16 protein-coding genes are annotated in these 21,247 nt (G+C 62.6%); 3 read left to right on the top strand and 13 right to left on the bottom strand.

The genetic code is table 11. The features are described 5' to 3' along the window. Positions 1-59 precede the first annotated feature (59 nt). From tssM (ACVDG8_RS11255) to tagH, 3 genes are all read right to left on the bottom strand, one after another. Entirely contained in the window at positions 60-3,590 is a 3,531-nt protein-coding gene (gene tssM / locus ACVDG8_RS11255) for a type VI secretion system membrane subunit TssM (RefSeq protein ID WP_447254777.1), read from the bottom strand. Then, complete coding sequence (gene tssL, locus ACVDG8_RS11250; protein ID WP_447254776.1) at positions 3,590-5,122, bottom strand: type VI secretion system protein TssL, long form; 1,533 nt, start codon at positions 5,120-5,122, stop codon at positions 3,590-3,592. The genes tssM (ACVDG8_RS11255) and tssL (ACVDG8_RS11250) overlap by 1 nt, the downstream gene beginning before the upstream one ends. Positions 5,123-5,514: 392 nt before the next feature. Further along, complete coding sequence (gene tagH, locus ACVDG8_RS11245; protein WP_447254775.1) at positions 5,515-6,591, bottom strand: type VI secretion system-associated FHA domain protein TagH; 1,077 nt, start codon at positions 6,589-6,591, stop codon at positions 5,515-5,517. A 247-nt stretch (positions 6,592-6,838) separates the two neighbouring features. On the opposite strand from tagH, the gene tssI reads away from it, so the two are divergent. The 3 genes from tssI to ACVDG8_RS11230 are packed head-to-tail and all read left to right on the top strand — an operon-like array spanning position 6,839 to position 9,944. After that, positions 6,839-9,166, top strand: coding sequence for a type VI secretion system tip protein TssI/VgrG (gene tssI / locus ACVDG8_RS11240; protein WP_447254774.1), 2,328 nt, complete (start codon positions 6,839-6,841; stop codon positions 9,164-9,166). 11 nt (positions 9,167-9,177) lie between these two features. Beyond that, positions 9,178-9,603 carry a DUF6484 domain-containing protein gene (locus tag ACVDG8_RS11235; protein ID WP_447254773.1) on the top strand — a complete coding sequence of 142 codons (426 nt, stop codon included), beginning with the start codon at positions 9,178-9,180 and terminating at the stop codon, positions 9,601-9,603. Beyond that, positions 9,603-9,944 (top strand): hypothetical protein, encoded by a 342-nt coding sequence (locus tag ACVDG8_RS11230; protein WP_447254772.1) that lies wholly within the window; start codon positions 9,603-9,605, stop codon positions 9,942-9,944. The genes ACVDG8_RS11235 and ACVDG8_RS11230 overlap by 1 nt, the downstream gene beginning before the upstream one ends. On the opposite strand, the gene ACVDG8_RS11225 is transcribed toward ACVDG8_RS11230, so the two are convergent. The 10 genes from ACVDG8_RS11225 to tssJ form a co-directional block, all read right to left on the bottom strand. Beyond that, complete coding sequence (locus ACVDG8_RS11225) at positions 9,945-10,856, bottom strand: hypothetical protein (protein ID WP_447254771.1); 912 nt, start codon at positions 10,854-10,856, stop codon at positions 9,945-9,947. A 10-nt stretch (positions 10,857-10,866) separates the two neighbouring features. Further along, positions 10,867-11,838 carry a DUF4150 domain-containing protein gene (locus ACVDG8_RS11220; RefSeq protein WP_447254770.1) on the bottom strand — a complete coding sequence of 324 codons (972 nt, stop codon included), beginning with the start codon at positions 11,836-11,838 and terminating at the stop codon, positions 10,867-10,869. Beyond that, a complete protein-coding gene (locus tag ACVDG8_RS11215) occupies positions 11,838-12,857 on the bottom strand; it encodes a 3-oxoacyl-ACP synthase (RefSeq protein WP_447254769.1) in 1,020 nt (339 codons plus the stop codon). The genes ACVDG8_RS11220 and ACVDG8_RS11215 overlap by 1 nt, the downstream gene beginning before the upstream one ends. Further along, positions 12,854-13,951: a DUF2169 family type VI secretion system accessory protein gene (locus ACVDG8_RS11210; protein ID WP_447257306.1), complete on the bottom strand. Its 1,098-nt coding sequence runs from the start codon at positions 13,949-13,951 to the stop codon at positions 12,854-12,856. The genes ACVDG8_RS11215 and ACVDG8_RS11210 overlap by 4 nt, the downstream gene beginning before the upstream one ends. After that, positions 13,951-14,133, bottom strand: coding sequence for a hypothetical protein (locus ACVDG8_RS11205; RefSeq protein ID WP_455707687.1), 183 nt, complete (start codon positions 14,131-14,133; stop codon positions 13,951-13,953). Before ACVDG8_RS11205 ends, ACVDG8_RS11210 begins: the two co-directional genes overlap by 1 nt. A gap of 68 nt (positions 14,134-14,201) precedes the next feature. Continuing rightward, on the bottom strand, positions 14,202-14,492 hold the full coding sequence (gene tagF / locus ACVDG8_RS11200; protein ID WP_455707686.1) for a type VI secretion system-associated protein TagF: 291 nt from the start codon (positions 14,490-14,492) through the stop codon (positions 14,202-14,204). Next, positions 14,474-18,016 (bottom strand): type VI secretion system membrane subunit TssM, encoded by a 3,543-nt coding sequence (tssM, locus tag ACVDG8_RS11195; protein ID WP_447254767.1) that lies wholly within the window; start codon positions 18,014-18,016, stop codon positions 14,474-14,476. The genes tagF and tssM (ACVDG8_RS11195) overlap by 19 nt, the downstream gene beginning before the upstream one ends. 1 nt (position 18,017) lies before the next feature. Then, positions 18,018-19,346: a type VI secretion system protein TssL, long form gene (gene tssL, locus ACVDG8_RS11190; RefSeq protein WP_447254766.1), complete on the bottom strand. Its 1,329-nt coding sequence runs from the start codon at positions 19,344-19,346 to the stop codon at positions 18,018-18,020. A gap of 4 nt (positions 19,347-19,350) precedes the next feature. Next, positions 19,351-20,685 (bottom strand): type VI secretion system baseplate subunit TssK, encoded by a 1,335-nt coding sequence (gene tssK / locus ACVDG8_RS11185; RefSeq protein ID WP_447254765.1) that lies wholly within the window; start codon positions 20,683-20,685, stop codon positions 19,351-19,353. 107 nt (positions 20,686-20,792) lie between these two features. Further along, a complete protein-coding gene (tssJ, locus tag ACVDG8_RS11180; protein ID WP_447254764.1) occupies positions 20,793-21,245 on the bottom strand; it encodes a type VI secretion system lipoprotein TssJ in 453 nt (150 codons plus the stop codon). Positions 21,246-21,247: the final 2 nt, after the last annotated feature.

Raw genomic sequence — 21,247 nt, 5'->3', positions numbered from 1 at the left:
CATACATTAGAGTACCGAAATGAAGGCCGAAGCCGGCGATGCTCTGGAACGCGGCCATGTCAGAACGCCTTCGGACAGCTGAAGCCGGACAGGGCCGGCAGCAAGAAGGGATTGGCCCCGGATCCGGTCTGGAGCGTGTAGGCGACGTCTCGCCCGCCGATCACGAAGCGGGCTTCGGCGTTGGCGCCATTGGCGGTGATGGTCGCCTTGTCAAACAGGCGCTTCAACGCCCATGGCCCTTCGAACTTGAGCGCGGAGTCGCGGCCCGGCATTTCCGGGACGAGGCTGAGGCTCGCCGATCCCGAAGCGGCGCCGCTCGGCCATGTCACCGTGCTTGGCGGGTTGCCGGCCTGCGCGCTCTGCACCGTCTGCCCGTCCACGTTGAGCACCGCGCTGTCGGCTTCGCTGTTCAGCGAGGTGGGCGTGAAGGTGATCGACACCAACGGTGTCGATCCGCCCGACGGGAAGAAGGCGCCGCGGATTTCCGCCGCTGACTGGAACGCCTTTAAGGTCGACTTCGCGAGGTCGCGACTGGAGCGGGCATCCTGTTTCCAGGTCCACTCCTGGCCCGTCATGTCGATCAGCGGCGCAAGGTTCTGCGCAAAGAAGCGGTCCATCAATCCGCCCGGCGCGAACAGCTTGGCGAAATCCGCCATCGAGATCTCTTCCCTGGCGTCGACGGCGAAGGGATAGCGGCCGTTGACGGCTTCCTCGCAGACGCGCGTGACGGTCTGATCGAGGACCTGGTTGAGGTTGGCCACCGAGGCTTCGGCGACATTGCCTTCGAACTCGTCCGCCGCTGCATTGACCATGCGCGCCAGCGGCTTCGGCAGGCGCGAGACATTGGCGCGCAGCGTCGAGATCTGCAGTTGCAGGTTGGCGTTGACGCGTTCGGTCTGAGTAGGGACATCGGCCGCGAGTTTCAGGCTTTGAAAAATGTCGTGGAAATTCTGGGTCAGCGCATCGAGCGGCCGGCGTCCGTTGCTGCCGCTGATCAGCGCCTGGTAAGGCCGGAACTGCGCCTCGACGCTCGCGCCGGCATTCTGCCCAACACCCTGGCCCGAGCCGGCACGGCTCTGCGACTTGCCGCCGGCGATCTGCAGGCCGATGCGGGCCAGGCCCTTGGCCATGCTGGCGATGTCCTGTTGCGGCGCGCTGTTCTCCCCCTCGGCCGCGGTGTTCTCCGTCGTCAATGCGGTCTCACCGGCGATCGCCGTAAAGAGCTGGTCGAGAGGTGAGTCCGGCGCGGCGACGGCGGAAAGCGCGAGATAGTCCGGCTTGTCTTTGAGCAACGCCTTGAACTTCAACTGGTCCAGCACGCCGTTCCATGCGGCGGCGAATTCCTTGCCGTAGCGGTCGATGAGCTTGGAGCCGAGCTTGCGCAGGTCCTGGTCGATGCCGCCCTGTTCGCCGCCGCCGCCGAGCACCCACCGGTCGTCGACGAGCATTTGCGCGATGCGCGAAAGCTGCGGCAGGAAGAAGCGGTTGAAGCCGGCGCGCGTGTAAAGTCCCGGAACGCTGAGATCGGCGAAATCGCTGCCATCGATGCGCTCGAACAGAAGCTGCGCCTCGGGGCCGGCTTTCGCGGCGACGGAGAAGTTTTCCAGCCTTGCTGCGTAGACGGCCGACCTGATCAGTGCCGAAGCGCGGTCGGCAAGGCTCATGCGCCCAAGCGAACGTTGCGCAGCCTCGACCAGCGGCTGGTTGAGATCGAAGACCGGATCATAGGCGTCGTCGAGCGCGAGCATGGCGCGCAGATGCTTTTCGAGTTGCGCGCGGCCCCCGCGGTTGTTCTCGCCGGGATAGCGGTTTTCTTCCCAGTCCTGCCGCATCCAGGAAACGATCAGCTCGTCATCGACCTTCGGCGCCTTGCCGCCCAGCATCAGATAGATCTTCAGCGGCTCGTAGAGCGCGATCGGATCGGCCATCTTGGCCCGGATCGTCCGCTCGGCCTGCACCAGGAGCCGGGAGCGGAAGGTCCGCTCCAGCGCTTGCCGATAGGCGGCTTTAGAGGCCGACAGCAGCCGCTCGCGCTGGCTGAGCCCGAACATCTCCTCGATCGGGTTCCCCTGGTCGCCGTTTTCGAACCCGGCCGGGAGATTGCGCAACTGGTCGAGCGGGCCGATGACGTTTTCGAGGTCGACGTCGGTCACCGTCGTGCTCTTGAGCAGCGAATCCGCGCTGTCGCGATATTGCGCCATCGCCTGCCTGGTGGAAGCGATCAACGACTTGTTGGCGAAGAAGCTGAGGCCAAGCAAGCCCAGCGCCGCCAGGGCCGCCAGCGCAATCGCGGCAAGGCCGCCAAATCTGGCGAGCCTTGCGCGCCGCTCGGCCGCCCGGTCGAAAGACACCCAGCCCGATTCCGGGAAGATCACATTGGTCAGCAGATCGTGCAGGAAGAAGCTTTTGCCGGTGCCGGAAAGATGCGCCTGCGAAGCGCCGCCGAAGCTGCGGCCGATCGAGCCCAGCACCTGGTCGAACGGCGTCCCTTCCTGGGTGCCGGAGGAGAAATAGAGGCCCCGCAGGCTGACATTCACCTGTGATCGGGAGGCATCGAACAAGCTGCCGATGAACTGCATGATCCGGGTCCTGAGCGCACCGAACTGCGCCGGAAAGCCGAAGAGTGCGATACGCGCCACCGGATCGGCCTCTTCCTGCAGGCGGTCGGCGAGTTCTTCCGCCAGGCGCTTCGCCAGCCCGTCGAATTCGGCCGGCGCTTCACCGGCCATGTTCCTGATGCGGTCGGCGGTCTGGAACGTCGCGCCCCACACCTTGCGCCGGCGCGCTTCGTCGAACTCGCCGAAATAATCCATGAAGCCAGAAACGAGATCGGCCTTGGTGAAAAGCAGATAGACGGGAAACTGGATTTTCAGCGTCTCGTGCAGTTCGCGCAGGCGGCTCCTGATCTCGGTGACATGCGCCTCGAGCTGCTGGTCGTCGAAGCCGATGAGATCGGCAAGGCTGACGGCGAGGATCACGCCGTTGATCGGTTGCTTGACGCGGTTCTTTTTGAGCAATCCAAGGAAGGCGAGCCAGCTTGCCTTGTCGCGCTCGCGGTCCGATTCCTGCGTCGTGTAACGGCCGGCCGTGTCGATCAGCACCGCTTCGTCGGTAAACCACCAGTCGCATGACCGGGTGCCGCCGACGCCGGCCACCGGCTGCGCGCTGCCCGAGCCAGCGAGCGGAAACTTCAGCCCTGAATTGACCAGCGCCGTCGTCTTGCCGGCGCCGGGCGGGCCGATGATGATGTACCAGGGAATATCGTAGAGGAAATTGCGCTTGCCACTCGTCCGCTTCAGCGTCGCGATGGCCTCGCTCATGCGCGCTTCGAGGACCTGTGCATCGTCGTTCCGGTCGTCGCTGCGCACGATGGCCGTTTCCAGCGCCTTTTGCGCCTTGCACCCCTGCCAGAAGCGAATGCCGTAGAACAGCGCGAGCACCGCGACGGTCACGCCGATGATCGTCGCCCTCAACCACTCGGGGCCCAGCGGTCGGGTATCAGCAAAGCGGATCAGCGGCCCGACATACCAGACCGCGGCCGAAAAACCGGCCAAGGCAAGCACGCTGAATATCCGCAGCATCCAGCGCATCAGTTGCCGTTCTCCGCCGAGCCGGTCTGCAAGGTTTCCTGTTTCGGGATCATGATGTCGACGCGGCGGTTCCTGGCGCGGCCATCCGCAGTCGTGTTGTCGGCGATCGGCTCGTCCTCGCCCTTGCCGTCGGCGCTGAGCCGCGACGGATCCTTCAATAGCTTGGCCAGCAGCGCCTGGACCGCCTTCGCGCGGGCGACGGAAAGATCGAAGTTCGATTTGAAGGTGCTCGACTTCTTCGGCTTCGCATTGTCGGTGTGGCCGACGATCTTGATCGGCCCGGGCTCGGCGTCGAGCGCTGCGGCGATATCCGCCGCGATGGGCGGGAACTGTGCCTTCAACTCAGCTTGGCCGGAGGCGAACGAAAGCTGGTTGCTGATCTCGACAACGATGAAGTCGCCCTTCGTCCCGACGCTCAGACCGCCGCCGGCGATCTCCTTGGCAAGTGCCGCGCTGATGCGATCGATCTGTGAGGTGTCTGGAACAGCGGGCGGCGGCGGGGTCGCCTGCACCGGTTCGGCAGGCGCCGCCACGCTGGCGCGTTCGATCGAGACCGGGGTGGAGGGATTGAGCGCCAGCAATGCGCCGGCGGTCGCGTCGCCTTCGTCGGTGATCAATATCCGCAGCCCGAAAAAGGCGGCCGTCACCATGGTCGCCGCGGCGGCCGCGATCGCCCAGAGCGGCAGTCGCCCTCGTGGCCCGGGCATCGCCGCTGCCATGCCTTGCCACCGGGGCGACATGTCCCCGGAGGCACGCGGCCTGAAATAGCGCAGCGTGTCGTAAACGTCGCGGCGGATGCGCTCAAGCGTGTTTTGTTCGCCAGGCAATCCCCGATACTGACCTTCGAAACCCAGAGACAGGCAGGCATGCATCAGTTCGAGCAGATCGTAATGCGCCTCGGGCTTGGCGAGGATCTGGTTCAGCGCCTCATAGAAGCCGGCGCCTGTCGGTCGTGTGTGGAAGAACTGCTGCACCAGGCTGTGCTGAGGCCAGGTTTCCTTGCTTGGCCACGGCAGGTTGCCGACAAGGTCGTCGGCGGTTTCGCAAAGCGCGAATTTCGCTATCCGCGCGTCTTCTTCCCCAATACCGGCCTTGGCGACTGCACGATCGAAGGTTTCGACAATGTCGGCGATGTGTTCCGCCAACGCCGCCGCTTGCCGTTCGACCGGTATCAGCCGCAACTGACCGAACAGCATGAGCAATGGGGCCGCGGCGGCAAGGATGGGATTTGTCGCGGCGTATTTCACGCCGGCAGTGGCGTTGAGCAGTGCGTCCTGCTGCAACGCCGGCCTCGCGGCGGGCGCCGCTGCCGGCGTGGCCTCTTGAAAGACCATGGTTCCGGACGACCAGCCGGGCGGCATCTGTCGGCCAACGCCGGGGTCGAACACTGTCGACTCCCCGGCGGGCGCGGGAGCAGACCGTAAACCTTGGGGACCGGAACGATCGGGGGCGGCAAGCGGCTTTTGCCTTTGCCGCGGCGCTCGGATGACGGTTTTGTCCGGCGGCTTGGAGGAATCATCCTTCGAGCTCATCGGCGCACGACCGTCGACGTCGAATGAGGATGTTGAAGGCGCGAAAGGAGAGGCAGACCAGGCTCAATCTTAGCTGCCGGCCGGGTGGAAAGGCTCATCTTGCCGAAACATGACATTCCCGCACACGCCCCAAACCACGCCGCTTTGCCCACTGGGCAAGCTCCCATGCGCTATTCTAGTCGCACGGGAAGCCGATGGAAATCGGAAAGCAGGATGATCAAAGCGGCGGCTTCTTCTATGAGACCCGTCACATAGCGGGCAACCGTGCCGCTGACGGCATCTCTCGCCTAGAGCGCTTCACCGTTTCACGGAAACGGCGAACCGCTCCATCTCTTTGTTTGACGCAATTCCGAACGGAAAACCGCTTCACACCTTTCCTGGAATTGCTCCTGCTATTTCTGTTTGCCGGCCTTTGTGTAGGCTTCGGCGAAATAGGCAAGGAACACATCCAGCATGCCGTTTTCGTGCTTGTCCTCCATCATCCGCCACGTCGCGACAAGCGCGTCCCAGGCCTGGCTTTTCCTGGATGAAAAGGACGCAGGCGGAATTCTTTTGGCGATAGCCTCCGGCGAAAGGTCGTCGAGCAGTCGGGACAATGCTGCCTGCATGGCGGCGTAGGTTGCGATTTCGTGGGTCTTCAGGTCGTGGAACGCGTCCTCGATGCTGTACCTGGCGTCGAGATAGCCGGCCCTGCGCTTGGCGAACATGATCTCCAGTATGTCGTCGGTGCCCGGCACGAATTTCAGCGGGTTGTTGTCCTCGGCGCCGATCATCGTGCGGTGCGGGCTCTTGGCGAGGACTTTGGCCGCCGCGCGTGCCTTCAGCAGCAAGGACAATTGCTCGACCGTGATTCTCAGCACCGTCCCGATCTCGGCGGCAACGTCACGTGGATCGCGCGACTGCAACAACTCCGGCGATATGCCTGCCGCCTTGGCTATGTCGCGTAGTATTCCGTCCGCTTCCGCCGGCCGGTTGGCTGGGATAGCCGGGCTGGGCTGCAGCGCTGAAGACGCCGGTATCGGCGCTGCCCCAGCCGGGCGCTGCTCCAGCGGATTGAGTGGCGCGCTGCCGAGTTCCAGCGGCGTCCCCGTCGACGCTGGCAGCTCGCGTTGCGTCGAACCGGTCCTGGCCTGCGGACGATCGGTCGCGGCGCGTTCTTCGTCGATCGAAACGGCAACGACGTAACGGCCGATCAGCAGCCGGTCACCCTGGGTCAGCCGATGCGGGGCGTTCATGCGCTGGTTGGAGCCGTTGACGAAAGTGCCGTTGCGCGAGACGTCATAGAGCCAGAACGAACCCGCCTGATAGCGAATTTCGCAATGCCGGCCCGAGATGAATTTGTCGGGGTCCGACAGGGTCCAGTCGCAATTTTCGCGCCCGATCTCGAAGCCGCGATCGCGGGCTGCATAGCTCGTCGCGATGCCAGCCGGCAGCCTGTCAACGTTACTGATCTGGAGCGAAATGAACATCCGAAGCCATGGCGGAACCTGAGGTCCCAGACACTCTAGCAGCTTGCCGGCTCGGTGGGCGAGGTGCGTTTCACATGATTGCGCGGCACGGTTTAGCCATTGCTGTTATTTGGCCTCCGTCAAACCTATGCTAAGCTTGCGGCGGTCCGATGCGGTGAATTCGAAAACCTCCCGAACGTGATGCAGTTTACAGAGCGGAGGCTTCAATCCATCACACTGGCGGCCGCGTCCAGGAGGGGCACGACCCATGCCGAACGAACGTGCCACGGTTGTGCAGACGCCGCTTGGCGCCGATGTGCTGACCTTTACCCATCTCGTCGGGCGTGACGAGATCAGCCGTTGTTTTGCCTATACCGTCGGGTTCGTCTCGAAGAGCCGCGACGTCGATCCGCTGAAGATGCTGGGCGGCGTTGTTTCGGTCGAGGGTGAATCCGATCCGAAGCGCTGGTTCAGCGGCCTGGTGTCGGATTTCAAGCTGACCCGCATTGAGGACCGGCTGGCCTTCTACGAAGCCACGGTCAGGCCGTGGCTCTGGTTCCTCGGCAACACCACCGATTGCCGCATTTTCCAGAACATGACAGCGGTCGAGATCGTCGAGAAAATCTTCACCAAATACGGTATCGCCAAATGCGAGAAGCGGCTGCAGGGCTCTTATCCGCAGCGCGAATACTGTGTCCAGTATGACGAGAGCGATCTCGATTTTGTGCAGCGGCTGCTCGAGCACGAGGGCATTTTCTATTTCTTCGAGCATGACGAGGGCAAGCATACGCTGGTGCTCTGCGACGCAATGAGCAAGCTGAAGCCGGCGCCGGGCTATGAGAAGGTGCTTTATAATTTCGAGGGGCATGGCTCGCGGCGCGACGTCGAATACATCACCGAATGGATCCCCGGCAGCGCGGTGCGGCCGGGCGCCTATGCCCATACGGACTATGATTTCGAGAAGCCCGGCGCGGACCTGATGGCGAAATCCGCCCAGCCGTTCGGCCACAAGGAAGCATCGGGCGAAAACTACCGCCAGCCCGGTGCGCATCTCGATGTCGGGCGCGGCGACACGATCGCCGGAATCCGCCGCGAGGAACTTCAGGCGGTGCACCAGCGCAATACAGCCGTTGGGACCGTGCGAGGGCTCTTTTCGGGCTGCAAATTCACGCTGGAAAGTTTTCCGAGTGACGACCAGAACCAGGAATATCTGGTGGTAAGCGCCGAGTATCGGCTGTTCGATCCCGGCTACCGGACCCAGAACGAGGCCCACAGCGAGAACTTCAAAATCGTGCTGGGCGCCGCGCCCACCAAATTGCCTTATCGCCCGTCGCGCATCACGCCGCGGCCGATCATGCGCGGTCCACAGACGGCGACGGTGGTCGGCCCTTCGGGCGAGGAAATCTTCACCGACAAATACGCGCGGGTGAAGGTGCAATTCCACTGGGACCGCCTCGGCAAGAAGGACCAGAATTCTTCTTGCTTCGTGCGCGTGTCGCAGACCTGGGCCGGCAGCGGCTGGGGTTTCATCCAGATCCCGCGCATCGGCCAGGAGGTCATCGTCGATTTCATCGAAGGCGATCCGGACCTGCCGATCATCACCGGCCGCGTCTACAATGCCTCCGAGATGCCGCCCTACGCGCTGCCGGGCAATGCCACGCAATCGGGCTGGAAATCCAATTCCTCGAAGGGTGGCGGCGGCTACAATGAGCTGATGTTCGAGGACAAGGCCGGTTCCGAACTGGTCAACTTCCAGGCGCAGAAGGACCACCATCTGCTGATCAAGCACGATCGCAACAAGACCGTGCAGCACGACCAGTCCGATCGCATCGACCACGACGCCAAGCACTCTGTCGGCCACAACCTCGACGAGGACGTCGGCAACAACAAGACGGTCAAGGTCGGGGTCAATCAGACCACCAACATCGGCAGCAACGACACCGAGACGGTGGGCGCCAACCGCTCGCTGACCGTCCAGGCGAACGAGACGATCCACGTCGCGGCCAATTCAACGGAGAATATCGACGCCAATCATTCGCAGACGGTGGGGATTGTCCAGACGGTGACGGTGGGCGCGGCGCGCATCGATACGGTGGGAGCGTCCGAGACACGCAGCGTCGGTGCGATGCAGTCGAATACGATTGGGGCGTCGCGGTCGGTCGCAGTCGGAGCTGAGCAGAGTCATGATATTGGAGCCGCCGACAGTTGGAACATCGGAGCCGCGCAAAGCGTCAGTGTCGGCGCCGATCAGAGTTTCAATATCGCAAAAAATCAGGGCACCGAAATCGGAGCCGATCGCTCTGCTAAGATCGCAAAGGACGATCTTACCGAGGTCGGGGGCAATAGCGCGCTGAAAGTTGCGAAGAAGAGCTTAGTGGAGATTGGGGAAGACGGCGGCATCAAAGTTGGCAAAACACTGTCGATTGAGGCCGGCGACGCGATCGTCATCAAATGCGGATCGGCAGCGATCGGGATGAAGAAGGATGGTACGATCACCATCGAAGGAAAAAACATAACTATCATCGGATCGGGCGAGATAGAGGTGAAGGCGTCGAGCAATATCACCATGAAGGGCAGCAAGATTAATCAGAATTGAGAGACGCACGAATGGCCAAAACGGTCGCGAAAATCGATGGTGTCGTGATTGGCATTTTTCTCGGATTCGACGATGATGTCGTTCCGTTGGTCGTCTTCCCGGGAAATCCTGAGCAGACGGCGCTGCCTGCACGCAGCTTAACAGAGCTGACGTCTGCCATGATTGGCTCTGAAATCGCCCTGATGTTTCAGGGCGGTGATACCCGAATGCCGTTGATCGTTGGGCGAATAGTCGATCCCGTTCGCAGATCCTCCAATCAGGTTGTCCGTGATGGTGAAAATGTCCGCATAAATGCGGAAGAACGGCTGGAACTACGTTGCGGCAAAGCAACCATCGTCTTGGAAAAGGATGGGCACATCACGATACGTGGGACTTACCTTGTCAGTCATGCAAGCGCATCGAACCGCATTCGCGGCGGGTCGATCAATCTGAACTGATGCCTGTTCCGGTATTGCGCGAGATTGTACGCCAGCACGCCGAAATGGCGGCTTTCCTTTGGGGCGTCTACGATCACCATCTGCTCCATCCGGAAGAAAATCCAGACATGGATGAGGATCGGCTGGCCAGGCTGGTTGAACGGTTGGAGGCGCATCTCGACGGTTTGCGGGTCGCGGGTGATATTGGTCGCGAGATTGCTAACGAACGGTTCGCCGAATATCCCGAGGCAGGGGAGCTTTTCGTCGTTAGGATGCTTCAGTCAACGACTGAGACGGTCGCCGTGACGCGGCTCAATCTCGAGAGTGTGCGGAAATATCTCGCAGCTCATCTGCCGCGCTGACTACTGAATAAGGCGAAGGTCGGTGCCGTCATAGTCGAGTTGCAACGAATTCCATTTCTTGCCGTCGAAACGCCATGCAATACCGCCGCCGACAACATAAAGGTAGTCGGCGTCGGAACGCATGTCCCATCCGGTTCCGGCGGGGTGGAACTCTACCAATTGATTGCCTTGCTCCCGGTAGATGCCATAGTCGCTATCGCCCCAATACGTCTCGCCCTGAAATTGGTGGACGCAAAAAAATCGGCTCTTTGGCGCTTCCAGTTCGATGATCTCCTCATTCACCACGCGAATGCAGGTGCCATTATTGCCGCAGGCGCGGACCACGCCGTTTGGTGTAACGAATACGCCCCAAAGATCGTTCTCGATGGGAAGGTCGATGGCTTGCCAGCCGTCGCCAGCAAGCCGCTGAAGCGTTCCGACTTGCCCGACGCAGTGAATTAGGTCTCGCCGTGGGCCGTGGACGTCACGTAGCCGGTGCGGTCGGGCCGCCTTAAGCGCCGACCAGCTATTTCCATCAAATGCCCATGATTGTCCCTTGTCTCCGACCAGTAGGGTGAGACCGTCGTCATAGGACCACACACGCTGCATCAAGTTCTTAGCTACCTTGGTGGTCGTCCAGTTGCCGCTTTGGTAGCGCCACACTACCCTTCCCACCTGAAGGGCAAAAAGATTGGCAAGACTTGGCGACGTCAGGGAGGCCAGCCACTCGTCAACTTTCAGAGTTTGAGCTTGTGTGCGCGGAGCGAAGCTGCTCACCTCAAACACAACCGAGTATGCGACATCGTGGTCCTGCGTTCCAAGTTCGAACAGAAGCGCGCAATGATCTCGACCAAATGGAACGATCTGCATGCATTGCGCATGATATCGTGGGTCACGAAGGATCGTTTCGATGTCGTCGGTGAACTTGCTCATGGGCGAACTCCTACCTGGTCATGGCCCTGACGTCTTTGATGCTCATTGCCGGTTTGCCGGTCGCTTTCCTGTGTTCGTTGATCTTCTCCTGGATGTGAGCAAGAAAGACTGCGACCAGACAGGCTGCGACCCTTGCTTTCTCCGCAGGGGATTTGCCATCCATGTTCTCATGATTGTCTACTGATGCCTGCGCGCAGGTATCAGTGAACTCGCCGAGGTTGGGATCGTCATTGCTCAGGTTGTCGCGGCATACCTTGCTCTTGTCATAATGATCCGTGCCCGTCGTCTGACCATTTCGGATCCCCCTTGGCTTGCTGTCGCTCTTTGTCCATCTGGAGTGCATGCAAAGGCAGGGCGCGTCGTCGCACTTGTAATTCTTGAACTTGGCCTTGGTCTTATTGCGATTGCCGGACACCGCCATGAATTGATTTTCCACGTAGTGTTCCGACCATTCGCCTTTCTTGCTGTCGCATGGGCTGTCGCCATGCCTATGGAGAACCATGTCATTCCTGGTCAGGATCGTCTTGCAGGAGATGCCGTCGACCTGCCATTGTGCCGCGTGGACCATTGGCGGAGTGTTCGCCTGGGGTGATGCGTGATTGTTGGTCGCGAGATCCGTATGGCGGACGACCGGCTCGCCGTCGAACTTCACATCGCTTGACCAGGAATTGAAATATTCTTTGCCCGTATTTGTGGAGGTGATCACCCCCTTCTTCGCCGCGCACCCGGCTTCGGTCCCAGACGTCTTCGTTAGATATGACTGATTCTTGATGTTGACTGTCTTGTCGGCGATTTTGACGGTGCCTGTTCCTTTGTCGGTGTCCGAGGCGAAGCCGAAGCTCGGATAAGGAACCGGCACACCTGGCGGCGTGGCAGGGTTCTCCGGCGGCGTAAAGCAGACGTCCGGGAATGCTCCCAGGGTTTTCGCGTCGACAGCCTTGCCCGAGATCTCCAGACTGTTCGCAAAAACGTTTGTCGACATCAGCTTGCCACCGCAAAAATGGCAGCGCCACAGGCGCCACTGTCATTGGAAGCCTCTATAAGGACCGGATTGCCCTTATCGTAGCCTTTTCGGGCGGCAGTCCACGCCATCCCGATCATCATGGGAACGACGGCGGCGCCAACATTGCCGACGAATTCGGTGGGCGACCACAAGTCCTGGAAGGCATCGCGACCGCGAATCAGACGCAACGATGCCAGAGCGGTCTGTCTGAACCAGTATTGCTCGCCGACGAGATCAGAAATTCGATAGCCAAGGCGATTCATCTCGATCCCGGTCTGATCAAGTGCGGCTCGATAAGCGGCGGTCATTCCGTCGCCGCGAAGCGGTAGATCTTCTTTGTTGTATATCGCGGCCAACTCGCGAGCCAGGCCGAGGCCGGTCAATCGCAGCGTTCTAGTTCCGCGTTGTGACAACAAGACTGCGGCTGCGGCTTCGCCGGGGATAAAGCCATTTGGATTTTGCGGGGCCAGTATACGACTTTCGCCGATATAGTAGCGGATGGCCTCGGAGGTGAGATAGCTGTCAACTCCGACGATCATGACATATGGCGTTTCACCTGTGGAAATGAGCCGTCGCGCCTGCTCCAGGGCGACATGACCGGATGGGCGTCCATATGCAATAACGCGGGAGCGAGAATAGGCTTCGACTTCCACAATGTCGGCAATGCGGCGCAATAGGTTTGATGGGTTGCGGACAGGATTGCCCGGCCGACCATCTTCTCCAATGCAGAGGATCAACGCGGTCTGTCCCCTTGCTTCGGGGAAACCGTTAAATGCTTCTACGATCGCGCCTGAAGCTAGATGCGCGATGCGCTTCTCTCCGATCCAGGTTCGCGGAAGCGGCACTGGCGCTCCCGTTAGCCACCCGCCTCGCGGACCTCGAAAGCGTGTCTCCTGAAATCCGTCTAGCTTTGCACGCATGGCCGCACACGAAGACGGAGCATCGAGGCCAACTGCCGTCACCATGCCGATCGAGACAACTTCAACCGGCTTGCTCATGAGTCGGCATCCGCAGATGTCTTCATCGTTGCTCGGATATACTCCTTACCTCTGTCCATCGCCCGCAACATGGACTCACTGGGTGGGCCGACCCAGCACTCCGTAAACTCCAGGATCATCCGCTGGATTCGATGCGAGATACGCCAAACCATCGAGAAACGCCGGTTTTCGGCGTCAACAAGCAGTGTGTCCGGCAAGACGCTGGCGTCGAAGACCCTGTGCTGCTGCTTGAACAGAGTCATCGACAGTGCTGTCGAAGGCAATTGGAAGCCCAGTCGTCCTTCCGGCGTCAGATTGACCAATTGCACGTCTTCGCCGCCATGCGGATAGTCGATCTGCTGATCGGGTGGCGCCATCTGGAAATAACGGTCATCGAAATCCGGTGGTAGAAACGGAAAGATGTTCTTCATCCAGTTCTCGTCATAGGTGCCACCATATTCTATGCGCCCGGGCCAGCCGCGGCCCATCGGCCCGAAACTCATCGGTTTGTAGTCGCCGAATGGCGATCGAATTTCCTCGCCGACGGCCTGCGTGTTCGGCAAGCGAAGGCCCGGAATGAAACGTTGGTTCCTTGCCCGTGACCAACCCGTGCCCATGGGATTGTACTTATAGCTGGCGGGAAGCTTGTCTTCCGGATCCAGCCTGTCGACGCCACCCCAGGCGACATCGTAGGAGATCGGCAGCTTCAGGAAGGGCGCCGGCGCGGTCGCCGTAAATACAGGTCCGACGGCTCGCCACTCTCGGTGGCCGACGACTTCGAACAGCTTCGACCAGTTGCCGACTTTGATGCCGACCGGCACTCGCACTGCCGGACGTCCTCCCGGCGCATAGGCCAAGCCATTGACGATCACGTCGCATCGTGGCTTGCGGAAAGCGAAATCGGATTCCCAAAGCGTGGCCGAGAAACCGGGCGTGCCAGTCAAGATATCCGCCATCACCAGAGGAACCTGCTGAGCGGATTTTCGCACTGTCCCGCCAAGTGCTGACGGAAAATCAAAGGTACCCTTCACGATGACCACGATATGCTCGTGGCCGGCGACATCCGTCGCTGTGGTATACTCGTGCGGATATCCCATCTGGTTCCAGATCTGCATCAACTGGTCTCCCAGCTTGCGGCGAATATCTGCTCCAGCGTCGGCTGGGGCGTCTGCGGATCGACGTCGAAAATATCCGTATGCGATGTCCACACCACGAGGTCGTCGATAACATCGCCATCGCCATCAACGGCCGGAACAGGCAGCGCGGCCAGCGCCATGTCGAGTTCGTCGGGCGTCATCTCGCCCCGTTGCGCGGCGAGGGCGGCGGTCTCGATGCCGTCGAACCAGGCATCGGCATAGGCAAGCTTCAGGGTACTTCAGCAAGCCGCGCGACGACGCTCAGCGGAAATTGCCGGCCGACCCGGTCAGCACTTTGCAGCACGATGCCGGCTGAGGCGCCGAAGAAACCAGGACCAGCCAGGAAACGTAGTGCCGTACTCTGCGGCCAAGCTTCGAGCCCAAACATCGGCACAATATTCTGAGCCAGCCAGCGGTCCCACACACGCACGAAATCTCCCGGCAGCCGGCGCGTCACGAAATCGCCGGTGGCGGGCATCTTGCCGTAGAGGCCGGGCACGATCAGATCTGCGGCGGACATGTGAACTTCTTGAACATTTCGAGGGTGTAGGGGTTCTCGACGCTGGCTGCCTTCAACTCGAAGTCGGCCCACATCCCCTTCGTGCCGAGCCGCAGGCTGTAGACGTCGGTGAGCTTGGTCGCTGCGAAGCGGCCGCCGCGCAGCATTCTGAGCCACGCCCAGCTGCCGGTCTCGTTGAGCATTATTTCGGGCGAGCCGTCGACCGGCTGGAAGGCCAGCGAGATCACCCCGGTGCCGTCCTTGCCGGGCCATGTCATCGGCTGCGGCCTGGTCGCGTTGTTGTAGTAGACGAGGTTCTGGCCATCGAGGTTGAGCGTCATCCGCGTCACGTTGGGCGACAGATCCTTGGGCTCCAGCGTGAAGTTCATCACCGGGCCGGTGCCGCCGGGAAACAGGTCGTCGCGGATATGCCTTGCCTGCTCGAACGCCGCGAGCGCCGCCGGGTCGAGGCCGAAATCGGCGCGCCATTTCCACGGCTCGCTGGCGGTGTCGACATAGTTGATCAGGTGGTCGTTGGTGAAGGCGTCGATCAGTCCCGTCGGGCCGAACAGGCGCTGGAAGTCGCGCACGTTGACGTCAACCGCGCTGTCCGGGCTGAACGGATAGCGATTGTTGAGCGCTGCCTGGCAGAAGGGCAGTATGTCGGCGCGCCAGATGGCGTTGAGCTCGTTGGTGACGGCCTTCTGCGACAAGCCGCTTGTGTCGCCGGCAATGCCGCCCAGCCAGTCGTTGATCGGCGAAGGCAGGATCTGCGCCTGCCTGGCGACCGCGCCGGTCAGTTCGGCGAGCCCGCCCTGCTTCTTGATCGCGTCCTGCGGGTTGGGATTGGCGGTTACCGTCTGCAGCACGTTGGACAGCGCCGTCAGCGCCACGATGGCAGCGTCGAGCGACGGCGGCTGGCCGTCGACCTGGGCGATCGTGCCTTTGAGCGGCTTGAAATGCTCGGCAACCAGGCTACCGGTCATGTCCACCTGGTTGGCGGAGCCGGCGCGCGGCAGGAGTTTTGCGCCGGTCGTCACCACCTTGCCGAGCTTGCCCAGTTTCGAAAGCAGCTTCGAGCCTGTCTTGACGGCGCCGCCGCTTTTGTCGTCGGCCGAGGCATCGTCGGAGCGGGTGAGATCGGTTTCCTGCACCACCGCCGTCAGCAAGCGCTTCAGCGCGGAGTCGGCGCTTGAAAGGTCCTTGAGGTTCTCGCTGGCGACGTTGAGGTCGGTCAGCGGCGCCAGCCGCATGTCGCGCAGGAAGGAATCCCACTGCGCGATGTAGTCGTCGTAATAGAGCTTCAGGATGTCCTCGGACAGCGCCGAAACCGATGTTTCAGAATTCTCCGAGCATCCGCCGGCAAACACCGCGCGGTCGAGCGCCGCCTGGCCGGCCACGTCCTCGACCCGGTCGAGGATGGCGTCGTGGAAGCCGGCATAGGTATAGGGCCCAGGAACGCCGACACGCAGCGTCTTGTCGGAGCGGCGGGCGAACACCTTGGCGCCATTCGGCCCGGCAAAGTTGGCCGGTACCCATTCCTTGGCGGCTGCCACTTCCGGGTCGGCCAGAAGCTGCTTATAGGCGCGCTCCGGCAGCGAGATCGTGCAGACCGTCTTGAGTGCCTCGGCGACCAGTTCCTTGTCAGGGGCGATATAGCTGTCGTCGACGGCCATGCGGCTGATGGCGGCAAGCTGGTGCTGCTCGGCATCCGCGGTCGGGAAGGGCGGGGCCGGCGCGAATTGCGGCAGGCTGTTCACCCACCAGTTCTGGACGAAATCGGTGTCCATCTGCGAGAGCCCGGTCATCATCCGGTAGGTCTTCAGCGCGCCGAGCATGAAATCCGGGTCACGGATCTGCCGCCACATCGTCGCCTCGAGCAGGGCGACCATATGCGGTTCGAGCACGTTGCGCAGCGCATGGTCGTAAGTATCGGTCTGCGCGCGCACCAGCTCGGGCGAAGCGGTCGGGCCGAGCAGATTGTGGATCGCGCCTGGTGGCTCGGTTCGGGCCGCCACCACCGCATCCATCGCCGCCAGCGCGCCATCCATCGTCGGCTGCTCGACCGCGGCCGGCATGGCGGCGACGTCCGTGAGCGGCCCCTGCAGCGCTTCGAACTGGCCGGCCTGTTCGGTGATCGCATTGCGGTTGTCGAGATAGGACCAGGTGAATAGTCCGGCGGCGAGCAGGGCGGCGAGCGCGCAGGCGGCGGCGGCCCCGCGCCAGATCCAGGCGCGACGGCGCTGCGCCAGCGGATCGAACGTGCCGAGGCCGGCCTCCTTGAAGATCACTTCGGTAAGCAGGTTCCTGAGGAAGAAGCTGCGTTTCTCGACCCGCGCCGCCGGCATGGCGCGACGCGGCGGCAGCCCGAAGGAAGACGACAGCGCTGCCGTCAGGCGGTCGATGGGTGCGCCTTCCTGCGTCGCTGATGTTAGATAAAGACCGCGCAGCCAGGCGGCTTCCTCGTAGCGGCTCTCGCCGAACATCGCCTCGATCAGCACCTGGATCGGCTCGGACAGGCTGGTCAGCTGCGCCGGGAAACGGAAGATTTCCGCGCGCGAGCCGAGTTTTTCTTCGTCTTCCAGGCGCGGCACCAGCCGCCGCTCCAGTTCGGCGGCAAGCCGGGCTAGCTCGGTCTGGATTGTGCCGGCGTTGACGCGGGCATCGAGCGGAAAAGTGGTTCCCCAGACCTGCTCGCGCGCCGTTGTCGACAAGCCGCCGAAGAAGGCCTCGAACCCCTTGATCAGGTCGGCCTTGGTCAGCATCAGATAGACAGGCAGACGGATCTCGAGCCGATCGTTCAGCTCCGCAAGGCGCCGGCGGATCTTGCGGCCGTGCGCCTTGATCGCTTCCTCGCCCTCCGAGAGCGCATCGATCGACAGCGCGACAATGACGCCGTTGAGTGCGCGGCGACCCCGGTGCTTCTTCAAAAGATCGAGGAAGCCTAGCCACTCCGCCGCGTCAACGTCAGGCTGGCTCTCCTGTTGGACGTAGCGCCCCGCGGTGTCGATCAGCACCGCGTTCTCGGAGAAGAACCAGTCGCAATTGCGCGTGCCGCCGACGCCCTGCAGATCGTCGGTGAGGTCGATTGGAAAGTTGAGGCCGGACTGGCGCAATGCCGTGGTCTTGCCGGTGGCCGGCGGTCCGACGATCACATACCACGGCATCTCGCGCAGGAATTTGCGGCCGCCAAGCTTACGCCGCTTGAGCTCGGCCATCACCTCGCCGAACTTGGCGCCGACGGCCGCGACGCTCTCCTCGCCGGGTGTGAGCTGCTTTTCGGCCACCGGCGCCGCGATCTCGGCGACGAACATGCGGTTGGCGCGGATCGCGCGGCGCTGCGCGATGATCAGCCAGATCAGCCACAGGATGATCAACCCGGCGATCATGCCGATGCGCACATTGTCGGATTCGAACGGCGCGTACGGGCCTACCTGCACGATCGGCCCGAACACCCAGATCAATAGCGACAGCAGCGCGATCCCGATCAACGTCCAGAGGAAGCGCGATGTGATGACGGCCCAGAAGAAGCGCAGGATGAACATCTCAGAGCCTCTTCTCGACCAGGACCTCGACGCGGCGGTTGAGCGCGCGGCCCTCGCGCGTCGAGTTGTCGGCCACGGGGTCGGTTTCGGCGCGGCCCTCGGAAGAGATGCTCTCCTGCGGCACGCCGGCTTGCACCAGAAGCTTGGCTATGGTTTCAGCGCGCGCTTCCGAAAGACGCTGGTTGCTGGCAAGCGGGTTGGACCTTTGCAGGCGCACATTGTCGGTATGGCCAATGACGGTGATTTTTCCGATCAGCTCCTTGTTGTCCAGGATCACCTTGGCGATCGACTCGACCAGCGGCTCGTAGCCCTGGGTCAGTGTCGGCCGCGAAGACTGGAATAGCTCAGGATTGGAGGACTGTATGACAAGCTTGGCCAAGGAGACGCTCTCGGTGCCGCTGAGCGCGCCCTTGAGGTTGTCCGGCGCTGCGGCCTTGAACTCGGGCAGCAGCGCGAAATCGACCGGCTGCGGCGCTTCGGGTTCGGGGGCATCCTGCTTGGGCGCGGCGCGGGTGACGTCGCCGCGCGAGGCCGGCGGCAGCGTGCGCACGAGCGCGGAGAGTTCGACCGCCCGGCTGCTCAAGCCCATCGACAGACCGATATAAGCAGCGGCGGCCACGACAACCGCGGCAAGCGCCATCACCCAGATCGGAACGATGAAGCGCTGTGGCTCGTCGGAGGCGATCACGCCTTTCCAGTTCGGCGACAGTGGCGCGTCCTCGGCATCCGCATTGCGCAGGAAGCGCGCGGCCGCCACACGCACGGCATTGAGCGAACGGTCGCCGGCGCGTCCGGGCACTCGATATTTGCCGCGGAAGCCGAGCGCGAGGCAGTAATACTGCAGCTCCAGCATCTCGCGGTCGCGGTTCGGATGACGCTCCAGCTCGTCAAGGCGGGTGAAAAACTGGGTGCCGGCGTCGACGTCGCCGCGCAGCATGACCACCAGCGGCTGGCGCGGCCAGGCGCTGGCGCCGCCCCATGGCGTGTTGAGCGCAAGGTCGTCGAGCAGCGCCGCCACGGCCCAGGCCGCCTGGTCGGCGCGTTCGAGCGGGGAGCCCGCCGCAACAGCGGCGTCGCGCGCCCGAACTAGCTCGTCGAGCAGGCGCGTGCGCATCACTTCCGGGTTCTCCGGCGCCAGAGCGCTTTCGAGTTCCGGCGCGAATTCGAGCAGCGGCGCGAAGATGTTGATGAGCGTGTTGGGATGGGCGCGCGCTCTTTTTACCGGCGCGCCAGGCGCCAGCGGCGCCAGCGGCCGGGGCGCGGCGCCCGCCAGCCTGATGCGTGTGCGCTCGCGATCCTCCGACAGTCCGAAAGGATCATCCCGGCTCATGGCCTCACCTGTTAACCGAATAGCAATCGACCTGCGGCTCGCTCGGCAGGACACCGGAAACGCCGATGACGAAGCCGGGGGCTTCGAGCAGCGAGGCCCAATGCTCGCTCTTCTGATCCAACTCCAGGCACAGCCTGTCGCCGTCGTAGGGAATCTCGCGCGGCTGCGAATGAAGCGGCTTCAGCGGAATGCCGGGCAGGCGCGACTTCCATAGCCCTTCGAACTGGTCGGCGGAGCCGACGGTCGCCTGGTTGACGAAGATCTTGCGCAGCGCGTCTTCCGACAATTCCGATCCGACACGGATGACGATGCGGCTGGCAACCAGCAGCTTCGGATTGTCGATGCGCACTTTCCAGACATTGGTCGCGTGCCGCATGACCGGTAGCGCGCGCGATTTCGGCTCGATATAGCGAAGGCTGAGGATCAGCGAACGCAGGGCGTCGGCCAGCGCCATATAGGCAGGGCCGGGCGCCATGTGGTCGTAGGTCGGCAATTCGCCGAGTCGGCGCGAGCTCGAGCCGTAGGTCGCCATTTCGCCGGCGAGGCCTGCAAGCTCGAGATAGAGCTCGGCCGGATGAAAGACATCCTGCGCAAGCATGTGCGCAAGTCGCGGCCGCGCGGCATTGGCGAGGTGCAGCATCAAAAGGTCTTCGACGCTGCGGCCGGCTCCGCCCATCACCATCTTGCCATGCGCCTCGGCGATCTGGTCGAGACCGGTGACGACCTCCTGCAGCAATTGCCGGTACCAGTGGATCGCGCCGGTGATCAGCGTCGGCGGCAGGAAAGTTTCATCGAGCGAAATGCCGCCGTCGGCGCGGATACCTTTGATGTCGGCAATCGGCAAGGCGGTATAGCCGCCGACCGATTTGCCGGGCGCGAGCAGAAGCGCTTGTGGCCGGGCGATCTCGATCTCTTCCGGATCGGCGCCGCTCTGGACGGCGTCGCGCACCGAGACGATCTTGCCGTGGTAGCGCGCGCCGGTCGATGCCGCATGCGCCGGATCGAATCCGACGCCGCCGGGCGGCTCGAGCGGCAGCGCGACCAGCACCGGCCCGGCGCCGGTGTCGGCCGTGACCGGCAACGGCTTGGGCGCGTCCATAAGCTCCGGGATGGAAAAGGGCGTGCCGTCCGGGAAAATGCCCCGGGCGGACACGATCGAGACCTGGCCGGCATCGAGCAGCGACTGGTCGAGCGTCAGCTGCTGGAAGCCGAACGTATGGAGCTGGCCGGCCTGCAACGCGCCGCGCACCATGCCCTCGAAGAACCGATCCTGCTGCTGGAAGTGCTGGGTCCTGAGAAACAGGCCCTCCGACCACAGCACCCTGTTTGCATCGCTCATGCCGTTACTCTCTGCACTGCCCTGTCGCCTGTCGTCGCGCCGCTGAGCAATTCCAGGAAAAGTGTGAAACGGTTTTCCGTCCCGGAATTGCGTAAAAACAAGGAGCTCTAGGCGGAAATACCGCCCTTGCCGAGGCTGACATTGATGGTGAATTTCGACCCCGGCGATACCGATTTGGTCGTGCGCCAGTTGCGTCCGCCCGGCTCGCGGATCAGCGCCACGAAGCCGATAGCCGTCGCGTTCGGCTCGACCGTGATGGTCTTGGCCGCCGTCTTGCCGGGCGCGACCGAGATCGCGTCGGAGCCGATGAGATCGGCGCCGAGCGTCGAACTGGCGTCGCCCTGCAGCGCGAAATAGTCGGCTGAGTTGAACTTGCCGGTGCTGGCAAGCCGCATCACCAGCACCGTCACCGGCCGGTCGCCGCCGCCCGGCCCCGGATTCATGCCGGCGCCTCCGGTCACGTTGACCGAGATAACCGATGGTTTCGGCGGGCCGCTCTGGCAAGCCGCAAGCAGCCCCGTAGCGCCGATGGCAACGATGAATTCGCGTCTGTCGATCATGT

The sequence above is a fragment of the Mesorhizobium sp. ORM8.1 genome, from assembly GCF_053005525.2.
Note: the sequence above shows the minus strand (reverse complement) of the source record. Positions and strands in the feature narration are given on the sequence as shown.

What these genes read in the sequence shown, in the direction of transcription:
- tssM (WP_447254777.1), bottom strand. Translation starts at nt 3,590, where the DNA reads ATGCGCTGGATGCTGCGGATATTCAGCGTGCTTGCCTTGGCCGGTTTT.
- tssL (WP_447254776.1), bottom strand. Translation starts at nt 5,122, where the DNA reads ATGAGCTCGAAGGATGATTCCTCCAAGCCGCCGGACAAAACCGTCATC.
- tagH (WP_447254775.1), bottom strand. Translation starts at nt 6,591, where the DNA reads ATGTTCATTTCGCTCCAGATCAGTAACGTTGACAGGCTGCCGGCTGGC.
- tssI (WP_447254774.1), top strand. Translation starts at nt 6,839, where the DNA reads ATGCCGAACGAACGTGCCACGGTTGTGCAGACGCCGCTTGGCGCCGAT.
- ACVDG8_RS11235 (WP_447254773.1), top strand. Translation starts at nt 9,178, where the DNA reads ATGGCCAAAACGGTCGCGAAAATCGATGGTGTCGTGATTGGCATTTTT.
- ACVDG8_RS11230 (WP_447254772.1), top strand. Translation starts at nt 9,603, where the DNA reads ATGCCTGTTCCGGTATTGCGCGAGATTGTACGCCAGCACGCCGAAATG.
- ACVDG8_RS11225 (WP_447254771.1), bottom strand. Translation starts at nt 10,856, where the DNA reads ATGAGCAAGTTCACCGACGACATCGAAACGATCCTTCGTGACCCACGA.
- ACVDG8_RS11220 (WP_447254770.1), bottom strand. Translation starts at nt 11,838, where the DNA reads ATGTCGACAAACGTTTTTGCGAACAGTCTGGAGATCTCGGGCAAGGCT.
- ACVDG8_RS11215 (WP_447254769.1), bottom strand. Translation starts at nt 12,857, where the DNA reads ATGAGCAAGCCGGTTGAAGTTGTCTCGATCGGCATGGTGACGGCAGTT.
- ACVDG8_RS11210 (WP_447257306.1), bottom strand. Translation starts at nt 13,951, where the DNA reads ATGCAGATCTGGAACCAGATGGGATATCCGCACGAGTATACCACAGCG.
- ACVDG8_RS11205 (WP_455707687.1), bottom strand. Translation starts at nt 14,133, where the DNA reads ATGACGCCCGACGAACTCGACATGGCGCTGGCCGCGCTGCCTGTTCCG.
- tagF (WP_455707686.1), bottom strand. Translation starts at nt 14,492, where the DNA reads ATGTCCGCCGCAGATCTGATCGTGCCCGGCCTCTACGGCAAGATGCCC.
- tssM (WP_447254767.1), bottom strand. Translation starts at nt 18,016, where the DNA reads ATGTTCATCCTGCGCTTCTTCTGGGCCGTCATCACATCGCGCTTCCTC.
- tssL (WP_447254766.1), bottom strand. Translation starts at nt 19,346, where the DNA reads ATGAGCCGGGATGATCCTTTCGGACTGTCGGAGGATCGCGAGCGCACA.
- tssK (WP_447254765.1), bottom strand. Translation starts at nt 20,685, where the DNA reads ATGAGCGATGCAAACAGGGTGCTGTGGTCGGAGGGCCTGTTTCTCAGG.
- tssJ (WP_447254764.1), bottom strand. Translation starts at nt 21,245, where the DNA reads ATGATCGACAGACGCGAATTCATCGTTGCCATCGGCGCTACGGGGCTG.